At 38.6% G+C, this 19,273-nt stretch carries 16 protein-coding genes and 1 pseudogene; 5 read left to right on the forward strand and 12 right to left on the reverse strand.

The features are described 5' to 3' along the window. Positions 1-32 precede the first annotated feature (32 nt). The 8 genes and pseudogenes from PVK63_RS06165 to PVK63_RS06195 form a co-directional block, all read right to left on the reverse strand. Positions 33-944: a LysR family transcriptional regulator gene (locus PVK63_RS06165; RefSeq protein ID WP_130087870.1), complete on the reverse strand. Its 912-nt coding sequence runs from the start codon at positions 942-944 to the stop codon at positions 33-35. A gap of 81 nt (positions 945-1,025) precedes the next feature. After that, positions 1,026-1,658 (reverse strand): 3'-5' exonuclease, encoded by a 633-nt coding sequence (locus PVK63_RS06170; protein ID WP_423734713.1) that lies wholly within the window; start codon positions 1,656-1,658, stop codon positions 1,026-1,028. 153 nt (positions 1,659-1,811) lie between these two features. Continuing rightward, complete coding sequence (locus PVK63_RS06175; protein WP_130045999.1) at positions 1,812-3,425, reverse strand: ABC-F family ATPase; 1,614 nt, start codon at positions 3,423-3,425, stop codon at positions 1,812-1,814. Positions 3,426-3,652: 227 nt separating this feature from the next. Next, positions 3,653-4,192 carry a porin family protein gene (locus PVK63_RS06180; RefSeq protein ID WP_130087868.1) on the reverse strand — a complete coding sequence of 180 codons (540 nt, stop codon included), beginning with the start codon at positions 4,190-4,192 and terminating at the stop codon, positions 3,653-3,655. A 212-nt stretch (positions 4,193-4,404) separates the two neighbouring features. Then, complete coding sequence (locus PVK63_RS06185) at positions 4,405-5,592, reverse strand: lytic polysaccharide monooxygenase (protein WP_274440040.1); 1,188 nt, start codon at positions 5,590-5,592, stop codon at positions 4,405-4,407. 217 nt (positions 5,593-5,809) lie between these two features. Continuing rightward, positions 5,810-5,941: pseudogene (locus tag PVK63_RS20025) on the reverse strand (rhodanese-related sulfurtransferase); the annotation flags it as partial. Positions 5,942-6,092: 151 nt separating this feature from the next. Further along, the gene (locus tag PVK63_RS06190; RefSeq protein ID WP_130047082.1) at positions 6,093-7,544 is read right to left on the reverse strand and encodes a catalase; all 1,452 of its coding nucleotides are present in this window, start codon (positions 7,542-7,544) and stop codon (positions 6,093-6,095) included. 62 nt (positions 7,545-7,606) lie between these two features. Next, on the reverse strand, positions 7,607-8,479 hold the full coding sequence (locus PVK63_RS06195) for a patatin-like phospholipase family protein (protein ID WP_130087866.1): 873 nt from the start codon (positions 8,477-8,479) through the stop codon (positions 7,607-7,609). 602 nt (positions 8,480-9,081) lie between these two features. On the opposite strand from PVK63_RS06195, the gene gfa reads away from it, so the two are divergent. Then, positions 9,082-9,645 carry an S-(hydroxymethyl)glutathione synthase gene (gene gfa / locus PVK63_RS06200; RefSeq protein ID WP_130087865.1) on the forward strand — a complete coding sequence of 188 codons (564 nt, stop codon included), beginning with the start codon at positions 9,082-9,084 and terminating at the stop codon, positions 9,643-9,645. A gap of 85 nt (positions 9,646-9,730) precedes the next feature. On the opposite strand, the gene msrB is transcribed toward gfa, so the two are convergent. Next, on the reverse strand, positions 9,731-10,870 hold the full coding sequence (gene msrB / locus PVK63_RS06205; protein WP_130087864.1) for a peptide-methionine (R)-S-oxide reductase MsrB: 1,140 nt from the start codon (positions 10,868-10,870) through the stop codon (positions 9,731-9,733). Between the two features lie 229 nt (positions 10,871-11,099). Here msrB and PVK63_RS06210 point away from each other — a divergent pair, with 229 nt between their 5' ends. Continuing rightward, the gene (locus PVK63_RS06210) at positions 11,100-12,206 is read left to right on the forward strand and encodes a M20/M25/M40 family metallo-hydrolase (protein ID WP_130087863.1); all 1,107 of its coding nucleotides are present in this window, start codon (positions 11,100-11,102) and stop codon (positions 12,204-12,206) included. 73 nt (positions 12,207-12,279) lie between these two features. On the opposite strand, the gene PVK63_RS06215 is transcribed toward PVK63_RS06210, so the two are convergent. Continuing rightward, positions 12,280-14,190: an amidohydrolase gene (locus PVK63_RS06215; RefSeq protein WP_130087862.1), complete on the reverse strand. Its 1,911-nt coding sequence runs from the start codon at positions 14,188-14,190 to the stop codon at positions 12,280-12,282. A 141-nt stretch (positions 14,191-14,331) separates the two neighbouring features. On the opposite strand from PVK63_RS06215, the gene PVK63_RS06220 reads away from it, so the two are divergent. Continuing rightward, the gene (locus tag PVK63_RS06220) at positions 14,332-15,222 is read left to right on the forward strand and encodes a LysR family transcriptional regulator (protein WP_130087861.1); all 891 of its coding nucleotides are present in this window, start codon (positions 14,332-14,334) and stop codon (positions 15,220-15,222) included. Positions 15,223-15,279: 57 nt separating this feature from the next. On the opposite strand, the gene PVK63_RS06225 is transcribed toward PVK63_RS06220, so the two are convergent. After that, positions 15,280-16,071, reverse strand: coding sequence for a hypothetical protein (locus tag PVK63_RS06225; protein ID WP_130087860.1), 792 nt, complete (start codon positions 16,069-16,071; stop codon positions 15,280-15,282). Between the two features lie 222 nt (positions 16,072-16,293). Here PVK63_RS06225 and PVK63_RS06230 point away from each other — a divergent pair, with 222 nt between their 5' ends. Then, positions 16,294-16,464 carry a hypothetical protein gene (locus PVK63_RS06230; RefSeq protein WP_165371223.1) on the forward strand — a complete coding sequence of 57 codons (171 nt, stop codon included), beginning with the start codon at positions 16,294-16,296 and terminating at the stop codon, positions 16,462-16,464. Positions 16,465-16,610: 146 nt separating this feature from the next. Beyond that, on the forward strand, positions 16,611-17,837 hold the full coding sequence (gene gltS, locus PVK63_RS06235) for a sodium/glutamate symporter (protein WP_130087859.1): 1,227 nt from the start codon (positions 16,611-16,613) through the stop codon (positions 17,835-17,837). 104 nt (positions 17,838-17,941) lie between these two features. Here the strand turns inward: gltS and PVK63_RS06240 are convergent, their stop codons facing one another. Next, positions 17,942-19,249: an alpha/beta fold hydrolase gene (locus PVK63_RS06240; RefSeq protein ID WP_130087858.1), complete on the reverse strand. Its 1,308-nt coding sequence runs from the start codon at positions 19,247-19,249 to the stop codon at positions 17,942-17,944. Positions 19,250-19,273: the final 24 nt, after the last annotated feature.

The raw sequence follows: 19,273 nt of genomic DNA on the forward strand, positions 1-19,273 counted from the left end.
TTATTTAATCCATAGATTTCTTGAATTTAGTTTTATAGTTCTAAACACGTCAAATCTTGAGCTACCTGTTCAAAAACAGATTTAAGCCATTGGTGCCCAGTATCTGATTGCTGTGAGTGATGCCATGTCATATAAACAGGAAAAGGATGCGATGCAAAAGGCAATGAAAGGATGGTTAAAGGGGTAATTTGAGACAGCATCTTGGCGTGCCATACACTGGTGACACACAACCAATCCGTTTGAGAAGCCATAATTATAGAGTTACAGACTGAGTCAGTAGTATAGGCTTCTTTCCGCCTTGGCAGCTTTTCTTTTACTAAAGACTCCATAATGTATTTATTCATTCTTTTGGTTTGCCACAGTAAGTGCTGCTCTGCAAAGAATTGCTCGTGAGTAATACTGTCTTTAATTCTTGGATGATCTTTTCTGCATACCACAACTAACTGCTGTTCGAACAGTAATTGGTTGTGATAACCATGATCTTCCAATGGCACTGTCGCAAGAATTATATCAACCTTACGCATTCTCAAATCTGTTTGTCTATCCTGCTCATTTAAGTGTTCAATATCCGCTTTAAATTTTACATTTGGCGCATATTGATCTCGATAAGAGATTAGCGGGGGGACGACCATTAAATCTAAATCTTTATGGCTCGATATACGAAAGGTTCGCTTGCTGGTTTTTGGATCAAATGCTTGACGAGATTTCGCGCCATTTAATAGTCGAGTAAGTGGCTCTTGAATCTCAGCGTGTAGCTCTGTCGCAAAGTTCGTCGGTGCTATCCCTCTTCCTTGACGTACAAATAATGGATCTTGATATTGCTCACGTAAGCGATTTAAGGTGTGGCTTACTGCAGGTGCAGTGATCCCTAAAGTTTCAGCTGCTTCATTGACACTGAGTGTGTTCATCACGACATCAAAAGTTTTGAGTAAATTTAAATCCATTATTTTTACCACTCAGTTAATTGCGTTCTATTTATTTTTCCATTGTAGGCCGTTCGTTTTTAAAATAGAACGTTAATCTTTCTACTGAACGTGCTTTTTTAAGAAATTAACAACCGAACCTTTCGGCGTTTTTCCTATTTTCATCATTAAATCAAAGCTTGGATTAACAATGCCATGATCACGCTCTAATGCTTCTAGCTGTACTAGCCATAGTGAGGCGGTCACCTCGGCATCGGCTAACGCTCGGTGAAATACACCATCATTATCGATTTTATGATACGCGACTAAGTCACCCAGTTTATGCGATGAAACCTCTTGAGTTAATCGTCTTGATACCAGTAATGAACAAGCAAAATCACCTTCATAACCACGCTGAATCAACTCTAATTCGGCATCTAAAAAACGTTTATCAAATGAGGCATTGTGTGCGACTAAATTACAGCCTTGAATAAAATCAGCAAACTCACCCATTACTACATCACAACTAGCAGCATCGACTAACATTCGATTTGAAATACCGGTGTAATTTTCGATGAATGAACTCACTCTAAATCCCGGGTTCATCAAACCTTGAAAACGATCAACCACCACGCCGTTTTCTAATTTAACTGCACCTATTTCTATTGCACGATCACCTTGGTTTGGTGATAAGCCTGTGGTTTCGAAATCGAGTACAACGACGGTATTTGCTGGGGCGGTTTTGTTAGCGCTAATTACTGACACAAATGATTTCCAAATAATAAATAAGAAGTGAAAGAGAGATTAATCGTAATGGAACAAAAGCATATAGACTTCGATCAAAAAACGCGAGCTGATATCCAGTCTCGCGTTTTTATCTATACTTAATTCTACCGAGTTAAAATACGCTTATTTAGCAATATTAACCTGTAGCATTTTAACTTGGTGGTCTAAATACTCGTCATAAGTACCTTGGAAACTCACTAGTTTTTTCTCATTAATATCAATAATATGAGTTGCTAGTGATGATACGAACTCACGGTCGTGACTTACGAAAATTAAAGTACCTGTGTACACTTTTAATGCTTCGTTAAGTGCTTCAATCGCTTCCATATCCATGTGGTTGGTTGGTTCATCCATAACAAGTACGTTGATGTCTTGCATCATTAACTTGCCAAACAATAGACGGTTTTTCTCACCACCTGAGCAGCTTTTCGCTTTTTTATTTGCGTCGTCAGCAGTAAACAGTAAACGACCCAAAATACCACGAACCATCAAGTCATCGTGCTTAACAGTACGCCACTGAGAAATCCAATCAAAGATGCTTAAATCGTTATCAAAATCAGCCGTGCTGTCTTGTGGGCAGTAACCAAAAGACGCATTTTCAGACCATTTAACAATACCTTCGTTTTGTTGTAAGTCTTGAACTAAGCAACGTAGGAAAGTTGTTTTACCTACACCATTCTCACCAATAACAGCTAAGCGAGTGCCCGCTTCTAGTAATAAATTACCGCCTTCAAACAGAACTTCACCATCAAAGCCGTGGCCTAGGTTTTCAAGCTCTAGTGCTTGACGGTGCAGTTTTTTACCTTCACCAAAGTTAATTGATGGGCTCATACGACTTGATGATTTCACTTCATCTAGCGTGATTTTGTCCATTTTCTTTGCACGAGAACTTGCTTGTTTCGCTTTCGATGCGTTAGCACCAAAACGGTTTACGAAGTCTTGTAATTCACTGATCTCTGCTTCTTTTTTCGCGTTACCCGCTAATAGTTGTTCACGGATCAAGCTTGATGCTTCTAAGAAGTACTCGTAGTTACCTGGGTAAATACGTAATTCACCGTAGTCGATATCAGCCATGTGCGTACATACAGAGTTTAAGAAGTGTCTGTCGTGCGAGATAATGATCATGGTACATTTACGCTTGTTTAGCTCTTCTGCTAACCAGTTAATCGTATGAATGTCCAAGTTGTTGGTTGGTTCATCAAGTAACAAGATATCTGGGTTTGCAAACAGTGCCTGTGCTAATAACACACGCAGTTTCCAGCCCGGAGCCACTTGTTGCATTAAACCAAAATGAAGCGCTTCATCAATACCAGCTTGAATTAAGATATCACCCGCGCGGCTCTCTGCACTGTAACCGTCCATTTCAGCAAATTCACTTTCAAGCTCGGCGACTTTCATGCCATCTTCTTCACTCATTTCTGGCAATGAATAGATGCGGTCACGTTCTTGTTTGATTTCCCATAGTTTTTTGTCTCCCATGATCACAACATCAATTACGTTATATTGCTCAAACGCAAACTGATCTTGGCTTAATACACCTAATTTCTGTCCCGGCGTCATTGATACGTTGCCAGAACTAGGAGTTAATGCACCACTAAGAATCTTCATAAACGTTGATTTTCCGCAGCCGTTCGCACCGATCAAACCATAACGGTTACCGTTGCCAAATTTTGCTGAAATGTTTTCAAATAAAGGCTCTGCGCCAAATTGCATTGTGATGTTGTTTGATTGTATCAACGAAATAATTCCTAGGGTTTACTGACAAGTCATGATTTGGCTATAGAGAGCCACAAGATGAAGGACGAAAGTATGATGAATGAGAAAATCTAGGCGCGGATTATACAGAGATCTTGATCACAATGTCGAGGAATATGATGTTTTAATACACAATAAAAAAGTTCAGGAAAGATCCAGAGCTTTAATAATGAATAAGATAACTTAAATAGCTGATGAATCAGGCTTGATTAAAACTTATAACCAACAGTAAAAGAGAACTGATCAGCAAAAATATTATCTCCACTCTCTTTTAAGTTAATGAAATCTAATCTTAAATCAGTATAGAAATGGTGATTAAACGTAGCTCTTGTACCAATACCAACAAAGATAGTTGAGTCATCCCATTTCCAAGCATCTAGTCCAAAAGCACTGGCTTCTTCTTTAAACTTTGCAAAACCCAAGACACCATAAGGCTTTATTGACGCATTTTGCATATGAAAGGTATAACCAATATCGGTATCAAACTTAAAGGTTGATGTATCAATGTCAAAAGGGAAATCTGTGCCGCTGCCTTTATTTAAAGAAACGTTGATACCAATAATATCATTTATGTCATAACCATAAGCCAAAGTAAGACCACTGGTTGAATATTTTCCATCAAAAGCTATATCATCAATACTTGTGGAATTAAAGCCTAATCCAACTCGATGACCTTCTAAAACATTAGCATAAAGGGCTGTAGAAGATAAAAGTGAAGCTGCTAGAAGGGATTTTAGTGCTAGTTTCATAATTACTCTCATTTTAAATAATAATAATGATTTCATCCATGAATTCGTGTTCTTAGTCGTTGAGTAAATAGTATGAAATTGAAGATATTAAGGCTAAGCAGTTCTGATTATTTCATTTATAAGCATTGCTTATCACAAAAAGCCCTAAATTAGATTTAGGGCTTAAACATTAGAAATACCACTTTAAGTTGGGATCCATTTATTGTCTTCTATTAACGCCAAACACCCCATTCTCCCGTCGTTCCCGGTTCTTCCCCTTTTGTCCACCACTGTGCTGTCCATTCTTGACCCTTATAGCTAACAACATCTCCAGTGTTATAGATTAAACCAGTTTGCCATGCGTTTGATGGCTCAACTGGCGGCTCTACTGGTGGTGTTGTATCGGCTTTAATTAAAGAAAGTTGGTAACTTAAATCAGCGCTTGGTGCAAACACTCGGTTAGCGTAAATATTACTAGTGTCATACATATAATGATTCATTTCTTGGTGCCAAATACCAATAAACCATTCTTTATTTTTCAATTGGTTAAATTGTCCTGCCAGTTCCGCTGACCATGTCGCCGTATTGTTCACTGTAATGGCTAAACTGATGTCTGTTGTTTCTGCACCTGTCGCATCAAACGTTCTGAATCGAACCGTATCGCCTGATTCTACTGGCCCAAATCCTTGGTTAATGTAATAACCTAAGTCAGAATATGATGGTGGTGGGTCGACTGGATCTGTCGGTCCTGGAGGTGTCGTTCCCGTTCCGTCAAATGAAATATCACTGCAGTTATAAAAGCCTTCACCAGCGGCATCTTCACGCTGCCAGCGAGTATAAAGAACGGCCGAATCGGCTCTATCCGCAGGAAGAGTAATATTAATACGGTATTTCTTATCTTCGCCTACAGGCACATTGCCAGCGGTATCAATTAGATCTAAGTCACCCCACGTTAATGGAACGGTTGGATCGTAATTAGAATTAGATAAATAGAATTGCCAGTAAGAAGGGTTATGAGGTGCAGTGGCATTAAAGATAAGTTCAATCTGGTTATTCTCATCTAAGGTAACCGCCGTTTTTTGCCAATGAGAAGAACCTACGTTTAGACCTGCTTTTGAATTATCGCCTGCTGAACATAAGTTACCATCACGAACAATGGCTTGAACATGTGCCATGTCTTTATAGTTTGGCACATTGGCAGCAACCTCATTACGTTGAACAAAAGGAAACGCACCTGATTCATCATACGCTGCTTGACATGCCTGATTTGGAATGGTGTTATCCCAAAATCCACCATCTAAATAACAGGTGTTTTGCCTTGCACTCGGGTACTCAACCCAACCATGAGCTTGCGCTCCCATTGATGATAGTGCACCAATAAAAGCGATGCTGAGCGAACTGATTTTTATTTTATTTGTCATGATTTCATCCTTGTTTATAAACAATAAAAGCGAGACGTTAACGCCTCACTTTTGTTTATAAAACTAGCAAGAATTCATGAATTGGCGATAAGAACAGGGATAAATCGATGCTTTATTTACGCATTTGTTATCTACTTTGCATCTCAGTATGAGCAGAATGAAAGCGCATTATATTCTTTCGAGCCAGTTCATTCTTTATGGTTCACATCTGCATAAAGTGCGGTTTACTTCTTTTATTGGCCAACTGCACTTGCTTTTCACGCTCACGAAAACGAGACTTTTGCTCATCACTGTGTTGATCAACACATTTAGGACAACTCACGCCTTTCTCAAACGCATCAGACTCCTTTTGTGGTTTTTCTAACCATTTATATAAATATAATAGAAAACAATAATAATATTACCGGTGAAACCACTGGTATTTACAATGTAAACAGACATAAAAAAAGCGCTGAATATAATACTCAGCGCTTTGATTGATTGTTACTTAATACAATAAATTACGAGTTAAATTCACTCACATCAATATCAAGTAATTTACCGATGCCTTCACCATAAGCAGGATCGGCTTTATAACAATGTCTTAGGTGACGAAGTTGAATTTCTTTTGGTACACCGTTTAAGTTACGCGCAGTGTTATCAAACAGGATCGCTTGTTTCTCAGCGGTCATTAGACGGAATAGATCACCCGGTTGTGAGAAGTAATCTTCATCTTCACGGTGATCCCAATGTGCTGCTGCGCCATCTAAGTTTAGTGGTGGCTCAGAAAAATCTGGCTGCTCTGCCCATTGGCCTTCGTTGTTTGGTTCATAGCCTAATGTGCTACCAAAGTTGCCATCAACACGCATTGCACCATCACGGTGGTAACTATGAACAGGACAACGAGGTGCGTTCACTGGGATGTGTTGGTGGTTTACACCTAAACGGTAACGTTGTGCATCACCATACGCAAACAAACGACCTTGCAGCATTTTATCAGGAGAGAAGCTGATACCCGGTACTACATTTGCAGGGTTAAATGCCGATTGCTCTACTTCTGCGAAGAAGTTTTGTGGGTTACGGTTTAGCTCAAATTCACCCACTTCAATTAATGGGTAATCTTTATGTGGCCATACTTTGGTTAAATCGAATGGGTTGTAAGAAACCGTCGCCGCTTCTGCTTCTGGCATGATCTGAACTTTCAATGTCCATTTAGGGAAATCTTGGTTATCAATGCTTTCTAACAAATCACGTTGATGACTTTCACGATCATTACCAATCACTGCACCCGCTTCAGCATCTGACAAGTTTTTAATGCCTTGCTGAGATACAAAGTGGAATTTCACCCAGTAACGCTCGTTATCACTATTGATAAAGCTAAACGTGTGGCTACCAAAACCATGCATATGACGGTAAGTAGCAGGAATACCACGATCACTCATCACGATAGTTACTTGGTGAAGCGCTTCAGGTAATGATGTCCAGAAATCCCAGTTATTTTTCGCGCTTCGCATATTTGTGCGAGGATCACGTTTAACCGCGTGGTTTAAATCAGGGAATTTTAGAGGATCACGTAAGAAGAATACAGGTGTGTTGTTACCCACTAAATCCCAGTTACCTTCTTCTGTGTAGAATTTTAGCGCAAAACCACGGATATCACGCTCTGCATCAGCAGCACCACGCTCACCAGCTACGGTAGTAAAACGTGCAAATAGCTCAGTTTGTTTACCAATTTCAGAGAACAATTTTGCTTTTGTGTACTTTGTTATGTCATGAGTAACCGTAAATGTACCGTAAGCACCAGACCCTTTTGCGTGCATGCGACGCTCAGGAATAACTTCACGATCAAAATGCGCCAGTTTTTCTAGAAACCACACATCTTGCAATAATTGAGGACCACGTTTACCCGCAGTTTGAACATTTTGGTTATGTGCAACAGGACAACCTGCCGCTGTGGTTAGCTTTTTAGTCATGTTTATTAATCCTTTAGTGCAATGGTTAAGCGATAAAATGTAAATAAAAACTGTTAAAAGTATTAAACGCAAAAATGACAGTTTTCAGTATTTAAACCAAAGGTTCCATCACGGCTAGATAAATGATTTAAGCCAGATGATTCCCCCATTTTGTAACCTTCAATGAGTGTAGTCGATTTCATCGTAAGTCGTTTTACTGCAAAGTCTTCTGGTGGTGCTATCACTCGAATCGTCGTTCCTTCAGGCGGATTACGAATAAATTCCAATGACTGATTATAGTTTTCAGCACGAACAAGCATGGCTTGCGCTATTTGCGGATAACGAGCTAATAATTTAGTCATTAACCAAGGCGATCGTGCTGGTTTCATCTCATAACTTAAAGGATGAGATAAGATCACGGTAATATCTCTCGCCCCTCGACGGTATGCTTCTTTTACTGGTATTGAATCAGCTACTCCACCATCGGTATAACAACCACCAGAAAAGCAAGGTGTTGATTTATAAGCGATAGGTAAAGCAGTTGTTGCTTCAAGAACATTATTTAAATTGCTTTCTTTTACTTGATAATAGTCAGCGTTACCACTATCAATATTAGTTACTGCCGCATACATAGGAATAGAAGAGAATAAACGTTCTGAATTTAAGGGATGTCTTCTGTTCGACTCCTCAATTAACCATTTAACATCAACAAGATCACCGCCGCGAGCAAATCGTGTGGGATTAAAAAAGCGCTTGTGGGTTGCAAGTTTCGTAATGACATCAAAGCTACGTTGAGGTGCATAAGAAAGATACCCTATTAGATTCGATGCTCCGGCAGAGACTCCAATGGCGAAATCATAAGGCATAAATTCTTTCTTCATAAAAGTGTCTAAAACACCGCTAGCAAAAATGCCACGCATTGCTCCACCTTCTACGACTAATGCACTCTTGACCATACTCTCTATTTAACCCCTAAAATACTGTGGGGATAGAATAAACACTTTAGAGAATAAGAGATAATCGCTTGTAGTTATAGCTGTGATTCGTAAAACCTATCAAAAATTAGATTTACATCATGAACTCGATTTATAACTTACCTTTCAGCAAAGAATAGATTGAACCTTTAAATTAAAAGGTTTAATAAACATAAAATTATAGTATTTATTCTAAATGAAATAACTTTCTTCCTATTCACCTTCATTTAATGAAATGCATTTCACTGCAAGATCTATTTTTTATTCTCCTTTCCTTTCCTGTTCTCTCAGCATAAAAACTACACATTTACTATTTTTATCATTAAATATTAATAAGTTACCAAATAATTCAACCTAATTTACGATTACATAAAACACAATTAAGCGCTAAATTAAAACAGGATTATTACAATACAGTAATAATCATTTACTGTTTTTAGTATTGTTTGAAGAGCAAGAAAGGCGAAAAATGCCTCCCATCGTTTGAGCAATCAAATCATCAAACTAATTAAGAGATCTCCATGGCTACAAGCTGTTTGAATAAACAAATAACAAAAATATTAAAATTAATTAAGAGAAATAAAATGACTATTACAAAACTACACCCAGCTATTGATAACGGCTTCGCAGCTACTAATGAAAACTTCCAAGGCGGAACATTACACTGTCAATGTAAAGAAAATAAAGTAGCCGTTAAGCTAACAGCTCAAACTGCACATAACCACGCATGTGGCTGTTCTAAATGCTGGAAACCAGAAGGCGCGATCTTCTCTCAAGTAGCAGTAATTTCACGTGATAACGTTGAAGTCATTGCGAACGCAGATAAATTAGTAGTTATCGATGAAACGGCAACAATCAAACGTCACGCTTGTAAAGAGTGTGGTACTCACATGTACGGCCGTATCGATAACCAAGATCACCCATTCTTTGGTTTAGATTTCGTTCACACTGAATTGTCTGAAGATGCCGGTTTCTCTGCACCACAATTTGCTGCATTTGTTTCATCCATTATCGAAACAGGCACAGATCCTAAAGACATGGATGCTATCCGTGCTCGTTTTGTTGAACTAGGTCTTCCAACTTACGATTGCCTATCTCCAGCGTTAATGGATGCAATTGCAACTCACATCGCAGCGCAAAATAAATAAGTTTATTCCTATTTATAATTGATAAATAAAAAATCCGGATCACCCACTGAATGATCCGGATTTTTATTACTATTTTATGTATTTATTAAGACTCAAATAATGAAAGATATTCACCATAACCTTCTTTCTCTAAATCTGCTTTTGGAACAAAACGCATTGCTGCTGAGTTCATACAGTAACGTAATCCTGTAGGCTTAGGTCCATCACTAAATACATGACCTAGATGAGAGTCGGCAAATTTACTGCGGATCTCGGTACGTTTACTGAATAATGAAAAATCATCTTCTTCAGTTATGTATGCTTTATTGATTGGTTTGGTAAAACTTGGCCAACCCGTGCCTGATTTATATTTGTCTGTTGATGAGAATAACGGCTCACCACTGACGATATCAACATAAATCCCCTCAGCTTTATTATCCCAATACGCATTATCAAATGGACGTTCTGTCCCTTCTTTTTGTGTTACGTAATATTGTTGTTCAGTCAGCATCTTCTTAATTTCTGATTCTGATGGTTTACTGTATTGCTTTACATTTTGAGCCATTTTTTGCTCATCAATGTACTGACGTAATGTTTTCGGCTTTTCTTCTCTGTCTTCACCAAATACCGAATCTAAATATTTATCACGACCTGAACCATTACGGTAATACTTATAACGAATTGGATTACGTTTGTAATAATCTTGATGGTAATCTTCTGCTGGCCAAAACTTTTTAAACTCAATTAACTCTGTAGCTAAAGGCTTTGGATAAATTTTCGCAGCATCAACCGCATTCATAAACTCTTGAGCAATAACTTGCTGATCTTCATTATGAAAAAAGATAGCAGGACGATATTGTGGACCTCTATCAACAAATGAACCTTTACTATCCGTTGGGTCCATATGCCTAAATAGCTGATCAAGCACCTGCTCATAACTTACGATCTTTGGATCAAACGTCACTTGAATCACTTCAATGTGGCCTGACTTTCCTGATGACACTTGTTTATAGGTTGGATTTTCAAGATCTCCCCCTGAATAGCCTGAAACGACATCCACCACTCCATCTAATTTTTCTAAATCAGATTCAGTGCACCAAAAGCATCCTCCTGCGAGAGTGGCAACTTCGTACTCTCCTTTCATTGGCTGAGTCATGTCTTCAGCGGTAGAAAAGAAACTTGTTATAACAGCAAAAAATGAAGCGAACAGTAGAGCAACTGTTGTGATTTTTAATCGTGATTTCATGGTAACCTCTTTATGGTTTCTTATTAATATAGTTATCAGAGTGATATGAATCTAGAAAGTTGCAAAATGTTATCAACTATTAATTATGTGTTATAACTTTTAATTATTAAGATATAACGCATGGCTATGCTAGATAAGTCGGACGATTTATTGATTCAGTGCATCTTTTTCTGCACTTTCTTTAGTTAGAGTGATCTTATTATTCCCTATCAATGAAAGAAGAGAAGTCATGACTCAAGTAAATCAAGAACGTTTAGTAAATCACTTCCTAGATATTATTCAGATCGACAGCGAATCAAAAAATGAAAAAGCGATTGCAGAAGCATTAGCAGAGCAGTTGGGAGAACTAGGCTTTACGGTATCTAAGCTACCAGTACCTGAACATGTATCAAATGGCTTTAATATTTACGCAAAATTAGAAGGCTCATTAGAGGGCAGCATTGTATTTAGCTCTCACATGGACACAGTTACTCCGGGTAACGGTATTGAGCCAATCATTGAAGATGGTGTGATCCGCTCTAAAGGTAACACAATCCTTGGCGGTGATGATAAATCCGGTATTGCTGCTGTAATGGAAGCGGTACGTGTGATTAAAGAAAACAATCAAGCACACAAAACACTAGAGCTTGCATTTACGGTTTATGAAGAAGGCGGTTTACACGGTTCTAAAAACTTTGATATGAGCTATATTCAATCTAACCACGCTATCGTACTCGATTCAGGTGGCCCTATTGGCACTATCATCACTTCAGCTCCTGGCCAACAAAACCTAAAAGTAACCATCAAAGGTCGTCCAGCGCACGCAGGTTTAGCACCAGAAGAAGGCATCAATGCCCTAACGGTTGCTGCAGATGCCATTACTAATATGACACTGTCTCGCATTGACGAAGAAACAACAGCTAACATTGGTGTGGTTCGTGGTGGTCAAGCAACCAACATCGTTATGCCAGAGCTATACATCGAAGGTGAGGCTCGTTCTCTTGATGATGTTAAGCTAGCTAAACAAGTTGATCATATGGAATCAACCTTTAAAGCGGCGGCTGATAAACACGGTGCTGAAATCGAGATTATCTCAACGCGTGCTTATAATGCTTACAAAATTTCAGACGACAATGCACACGTAGCGAGTATTAAAGATGCGTTTGAAAGCATTAACATTAGCCCATTCACTAAATCTACGGGTGGTGGCTCTGATGCAAACGTATTTAATGAAAAAGGCTTAACAACGGTTAATCTTTCTACAGGTATGTCTAAAGTACACACCACTGAAGAGTTTATTAAAGTCTCTGACATGGTTGATATTACGCGCTTTGTTGCGGCGTATTTAACTCGTTAATCTGAATTCGTTTTAATTCAAAATAAATAAAAAGAGCCACTCTAATTAAGGTGGCTCTTTTCTATATATGATTTTATTTCCCAGTCATTATTTGTTGGAACAACAAGCTGGTTTCACAAATATCATGATCATGCGAATGCCCTTCGTGCTGGTTCAAATAATTCATTACTGCTTGGCTTTTCGCCGTTAGTTTCATTCCAATTTTGCCACTATCAATCATTTTTGGCACGCCTCGATATACTGTGGCGGTAATATTAATATCATCAATTGCTTCCGGTTTTACGCTGTAAGGGCTCTCATCCAATACAGCAAAATCAGCAAATTTGCCTACCTCAATCGATCCTACCGTCTCTTCTAGTCTGGCAGTATAAGCAGCGTTAATAGTGATTGCTTTCATCGCTTCATCAACCGTAATGCGCTCTTGCGGGCCTTGAACCGTTTCACCTGATAAACCAATACGATTCACGGCAGCCCACACTAAACTTAATGGTTGAGCTGGTGCCATAGGTGCATCTGAATGCAAAGATAACATGCCACCCGCATCAATAAATGAGCGTCCTCTTGACATCACTTCCGCTCGCTCTTTACCTACTCCTTGCTCACCATATAATTCAGCTAAGATATGCGTGTAATATGGATTAACACTGAAGTTAGCTCCCGCTTCGACCGCCCTTGGTATATCATCTTTATCTGTAATACCTAAATGATGAAAACCCGTTCTATGATCGCTACGCGGCACCTCCGAATTTAATGTTTCAACAATATCAACAGCGGTTTCAAATCCAACATCACCATTCGCGTGTATGACAACCGTATAACCATCTTTCCAATAGGGGCGCATGCTGTCTTCAAGCTCTTGTGGGGTTTGTAACCACTCACCTTCATGTCCATCAATATAACCCTCTTTTAAATGCATCAATTGGCTATACATCGCACCATCTGTAAATAACTTAACGTATTTTGGTAACCAACGGACTTGTTCATTCTCACTGTAAGTTTGAGTTTGAGTCTCTGCAATTACTTTGCCTTTTTCTGCGTCATATCCTCCCATGGCATAAGTAAAGTTACCCGCAGGGATCAACCAATAATCCAAAGCAAGTGTATCTTCCATTAGAATATCAATCATTTGATCATACATTTCAGGAGTCACTACCACACCGGGATCAATAGCTGTTGTGATCCCTCCCGCCTGAACATAATCACGAGTACGCTCCATTCCTGTGGCAAATAAACCACTTTCCACCATAAACTCTAAAACGTCATTCAAGATTACTTTGGCACCATTTTCATAGGCATGCCCTTTATCCCAATCTAATTGCGCGTAACCTTGCCCTTCTCCCGTCCATGAGGCTTCACTCCAGCCAAACATTTCCATTGCTGCATCATTAAAATACAACTCGTGAAAACTGCGATGCCAAACAATTATTGGGCGAGTATTAGAGATCGCATTCAATTTCTCTTTGCTCATCTCACTGCCATGAAAGTAATTATGATAACCCCATGTCAATAAAGGAGTTTCTTTATCTTTCATTTCAGATTCGATTTCTGTTAAGCGAGCGAAATAAGCATCATTACCTTGTATCCCTTCTACATTTCCCCATGGAAAATTCCAATCTGCAGGTGTAATAAATTCAGAACCCAATAAAATAGCACTGAGCCATAAATGAATGTGTGGTTCAACAAAACCGGGGGTGATTACTTTATCTTCAAATTGAGCATCAATCGTAAAGCTTGGGTGCGATTGATACTTTGCAATCAATGTTTCTTTTTTCCCTAAATCAACAATTTTACCCTCTTGAACCACCACAGAATTTGCACCTATTGGCGTCTTGTCTGACATAGTAATTAATTCATTTGAAGAATAGAGAATTATCGGATTTTGACTAACAGCAGAAGCATCATAAGTCGGTGTTTTCATTTGTGTGCAGCCGACCAGAGCAGAGATCGCAATGGCAATAGAAGAAATTTTAAATAATCGATTCATAATTTTTGCCTTTCATAATAAATTTCAACTTGTGAGCCACGGCATACTTCAGCGTGATGCTCTGTAATAAAGCCATATTACTTATGAATCGACGTTCTAAATAATGCATTATGATGGGAGATACCCAACATTGGAGTGACTATGTTTTCTTATGAACACTTAACCTCATTTTGCGCTACGGTTGAAGAGGGAAGCTATAGCCAAGCAGCTCGAAAACTAGGCAAAGATCGCACAACGATTAGAGAACAAATCAAAGCATTAGAAGATAGCTATGCAATTGAATTATTTGATATTCAAGGAAAAAAAGCCATTGCTTCACCGGCAGGACTTGCTATCTATAAGCAAGCAAAATTGTTGGTTAAAAACAGTGAAAAACTCAATTTACGTATGATGAATAATTACCAACAACCGATCACTCAGTTGGATATATTTCACGATATTATTGTGCCGAATTCTTTAATTTTATTAGTGGAAGAATTTATAACCAATGCATTCCCTCATATTAAAATTCATTGGCTTCACCGTAACAGAGATCAGGCGTTGGCATCTCTGGTTGAAGGTAAGCATCAGTTAGCTATCATGCAAAATAAACCATCGAATGAAACACAATTCCCAATTGGTTTTTTGAATTTAGGTACACATAGTTTCTCAGCTTACTGCAACCCCACGCATCCTATAACTCAGTTATCAAACTTATCGTTGTATGATTTGCAGCTAGAAAAACAGTATATTAGTGAAAATCATTACAACACCATGCCTGAAATTTTTGCAGTCTCCACCGATTTACGTTTGGTCAGCAACAATGATGTTCTACTTAAGCTTGTTAGACATGATGGCTGGGCATTAATGAGTAAAGGGTTAGCTCAACCTTATATTGATAACAAGGAGTTGATTGAAATTAAGATCAAAGAACTATCGAATGATCTTCAAATTGGCATTTCTTTTTTTTACCCTCTTACGCTTGAGCTAAATGACGAAATACAGCAGTTAACGACATTTTTACGTCAATACGCTCAACAGTATTTAAATTAAAAAAGCGCCCTTATTTCTTGTTAAATAAGGGCGCTTTATCAACAGGTCTCTAGATCACTAAAAGAACCATTTCACACCAATTTCCGCTTTAAGCTCTGAATCCCCTTTTATTTCGAATCCATTTGGCAAAACAACATCGGCACTGCCGTATTCTAATTTTGTCATCAACCATTGAGTTCGATTCGATTTTATTGGGGCATTGAACATGATATTAAACGAGCTTGATTCCATCTCCACCACATCGCCCGTTGCTTTAAAGTATTCCGGCCATAGTTGTAAAAAGGCACCGCTATCACCAACAGGTTGAGTCACAAACATATTAATCATATACCCATCGGCAGATTCACCAAACACGTCACCCACGGTATAAGCAAGGTTTGGAAACACCATTACCCCTGCTGTGTAAGCGGGGTTAATCAAAGCGATGGCTCCTAATGAAAGCAACGTTGTGTCTTTTAACCCTTCTCCTTTTGTGGTTCCAGCATTGCCATTTTGATGAATGAGATCGGCTGAGAAACCAACCCGTGGCATTAATGGATTATCCATCGCATGAACTTGAAAATATTGTGCTCGGCCCCGTTGGTAATCAAATCCAAATTGATCTTTTCCTTCTTGTTTGGCTTTATCGTTACCAAAAACACCTTCTACAAAACCCGCAAATTGTGTGTCTTCACTCCATGCTCCAGTAAACATCGATGACACCCTAACATCAGCATCAGATGTGACAAACATAGCCGCTTGGGTATAAACACGAGTTAAATCGGATGGGTCAATCACTTCATTCTCTTCAGCCAACACAAAATTTGGAAACATCATCAATACGGAAATACTAGCCACTATTTTTTTCATGCAATCACCCGCCGTTACTTATTCAATATCAGTAACTATAAGTCCAATAAATCAAACTAAAAAAGGCATTATGAGGGGAGAATTCAATCATATGAAACGATAGTAAATGATAAAAATAAGATGTTTGGTTTAATCCATCATGATGCATTAGCAAATAAACCATAATTAAACTATGGTTATTTCAGCGGTCATTATCATTGTTTTTCAATAAGGTGGTGCAGCATGAACATATCAACTAATGGCATTATCTATGCCGTCGCATTTATTCTTATTTTGGTTGTTGGTTTTCGAGTCAATACGATCAAACAACAATTAATCCAAATAAATGAATACGTTCCTACTCAGTCAGAAACCATTCATATCTACGACTACTTACTCTTTAATCAACGTTAATATATTCATCCATGAAGTGATTATTGCGATTAAAAGCTCAAGATAAAAATTAGAAACAGTTCACGGAATTACTTTAGAGAAGAAAAGCCGTTAGCAAACCCAGTTATGATAAATCTTTCTAATATTTTCATAGTAAAGGATTATTTATGAACTTCGTTGACGGTGTATTACACATCGAATCATTTTTAGCGATAACACTTGGGATCATCGTTCTTTTCTTAGGCCGTCGATTAACACAGATGAGTTACTGGTTAAAAGAATTTAGTATTCCAGAACCCGTTTCTGGCGGCATTCTTGTTTCGGTTCTTTTCGCCATTCTTCATTACGCAACACAAATTGATGTCTCTTTTGATTTAGCTACTCGTGATCTTTTACTGGTTTATTTCTTTACCACTATTGGTATTAATGCCAGCCTAAAAGATCTGTTTAAAGGGGGTAAGCCTCTCATCATTTTATTAACCATCACCATTGGGTACATGTTCATTCAAAACCTCACAGGGATAGGGTTTGCTTTGTTGCTTGATCAGCCCGCTGTTTTTGGTTTGTTAAGTGGATCAGTCTCTTTAATTGGTGGGCATGGAACGGCTATCGCATGGGCGCCAAAAATTGGAGAGCAGTTCGATTTAAATACCGTTATGGAGATAGGCATTGCAAGTGCCACCTTTGGGTTAATTCTTGCCAGTTTAATGGGTGGGCCAATTGCAAAATATTTAATTAATAAACACAATTTAAAAGCGACTGAAGGCGAAAAGGTTGATGTTGGAACTCAGCAAGATTCTAAACAAACTCACATTACTTCTTATGATTTCTTAGATGCTATGCTCGCGATTCACATCTGTATTATCTTAGGAGCTATCTTAAATGAAGTGGTTTCTGGGCTTGGGTTGGATCTTCCTTTATTTGTGAGTTGCTTATTTGCCGGTATTTTAATTTCTAATTTAATACCAACCTCTTACCCTCGATTAACAGGCACTCGTTGGCCTGCTCGTAAACCTGCGGTTGCTCTGATAGCAGATATGGCATTAGGGGCATTTTTATCGATGTCTTTAATGAGTATGCAATTATGGGCGTTAGTCGACTTAGCTGGTCCTATCTTTATTATTTTGGCTGCTCAGTTCTTTATTGCAATATGTATTGCCATTTTTGTTGTCTTCCCTCTTATGGGAAAAACGTACGATGCTGCGGTCGTGTGTGCAGGGTTTGGAGGTATATCACTAGGATCGACCCCAACAGCGATGGCAAATATGTCAGCAGTGGCGCAGAAGTATGGTAATTCACATCAAGCTTTTATTATCGTGCCTTTAGTTTGTGCCTTTTTTATCGATCTCGCTAACGCGCTGATTATCCCTTATTTTATTAAAATAATCGGGTAGCCGCATATCTAGAAAGCGCTTCACTGAAAAATAGATCTCAAAAACAGAAGCATGATCAAGAGGCCAAATCCTTCTTGATCATGCTTCTGGATCAACAAATAATCTTATTGAATTGCTTTAATATCTTCAGTCATTGATATTAGGGTTGATAAGATCTTCTCCCCATCCACTCGTAAACCATTATGCTCATACTCACTGGTCATCCATGCTCTAGAGTTAGGAATAGATGTTAGCGTTTCACGAGAGAAATCAAACTCAACAAACATATCATTGACATACGTTGCTGCCGCCACGGGAACCGTATTCTTTGCTAATTGTTCAGTATTGTATAAATTTGGCCAATCAGACTTTTCCGCCAAAAGCTCTGCAGCAGCTTTTAATGGCTTTAAGGTTTCAAGCTGGTCAAAGAACCATGGATAGACCATTTCACCGGTAAAACGCAGTGGAGCGCCTTTCTGGTGGTTAAATTGAGGATAACTCCCTCTTACTCGATGTGCTGACCACTTTGAAGCATTATGTTGACAATAAATCGACTCATGTAAAATCGCATACAGTGGATTAGTTAAATGCGCTTGTTGTGAAAGTACATAATTTAAAAAACCATAACCTAGCTCTTGTTGGCCATTTACATCGACAAAAGCCGTTTCTAATTGGAAATAGAGCTCTTCTGCTCCTCCCGCCATACCAAAACAGATCCCCATTTGTTGAAATTGCTCAACGGTGAAGATCTGGCCATTAGGCAAAGTAACCGAGTGATCTAGTAAGCTGTTCGCAATGCGATCACACAGCTCTTGCGCTCGTGGGAATCGAGCAAAGAATTCATTATTTTTATCTAGTGTTCGCTTGTATGTCGCATGGTAAACATCATCTATATTGCGTGAGATAGAAGGAATTCCACCAGTAATATACGAAGCCAGTAAGCTTTCCGGGAACAATGATAAGTAAGTAAGTGAACAGAACCCACCAAAACTCTGGCCAATGATGGCCCATTTATCAACGCTAAAATGCTTTCTAATCGCTTCAGCATCACGAACAATATTATCTGCTCGAAAGTGGCTTAAATATTCTGCTTGTTTTATCGGATCTAAGTGTTGGATCGTTTGAGTTGTGATCGGAGAGCTTAATCCTGTACCACGCTGATCCAATAAGATCACACGATATTGATCTAAGGCACGCTTTAACCAACCAGAATTACTGAGTGGACGAGCAGCAGGGAAACCAGGCCCACCTTGAAAATAAACTAAATATGGAAGATCCTGATCGCTGTTTTCTACTTTTACTAATTCTCGAACATAAACGGAAACATGATCAGGGGTAGATGTGTAATCATCGTAATTAAGTGGCAAAGTAAAATGATGAGATTGATACTTTACACCATCAAGATAAAAAGCGGGTTCAGAATGATTGAGCATGACACTTCCTTATATCAAAGTTAC

The organism is Aliivibrio sp. S2TY2 (assembly GCF_028765525.1).
GTDB classification, from domain to species: domain Bacteria; phylum Pseudomonadota; class Gammaproteobacteria; order Enterobacterales; family Vibrionaceae; genus Aliivibrio; species Aliivibrio finisterrensis_A.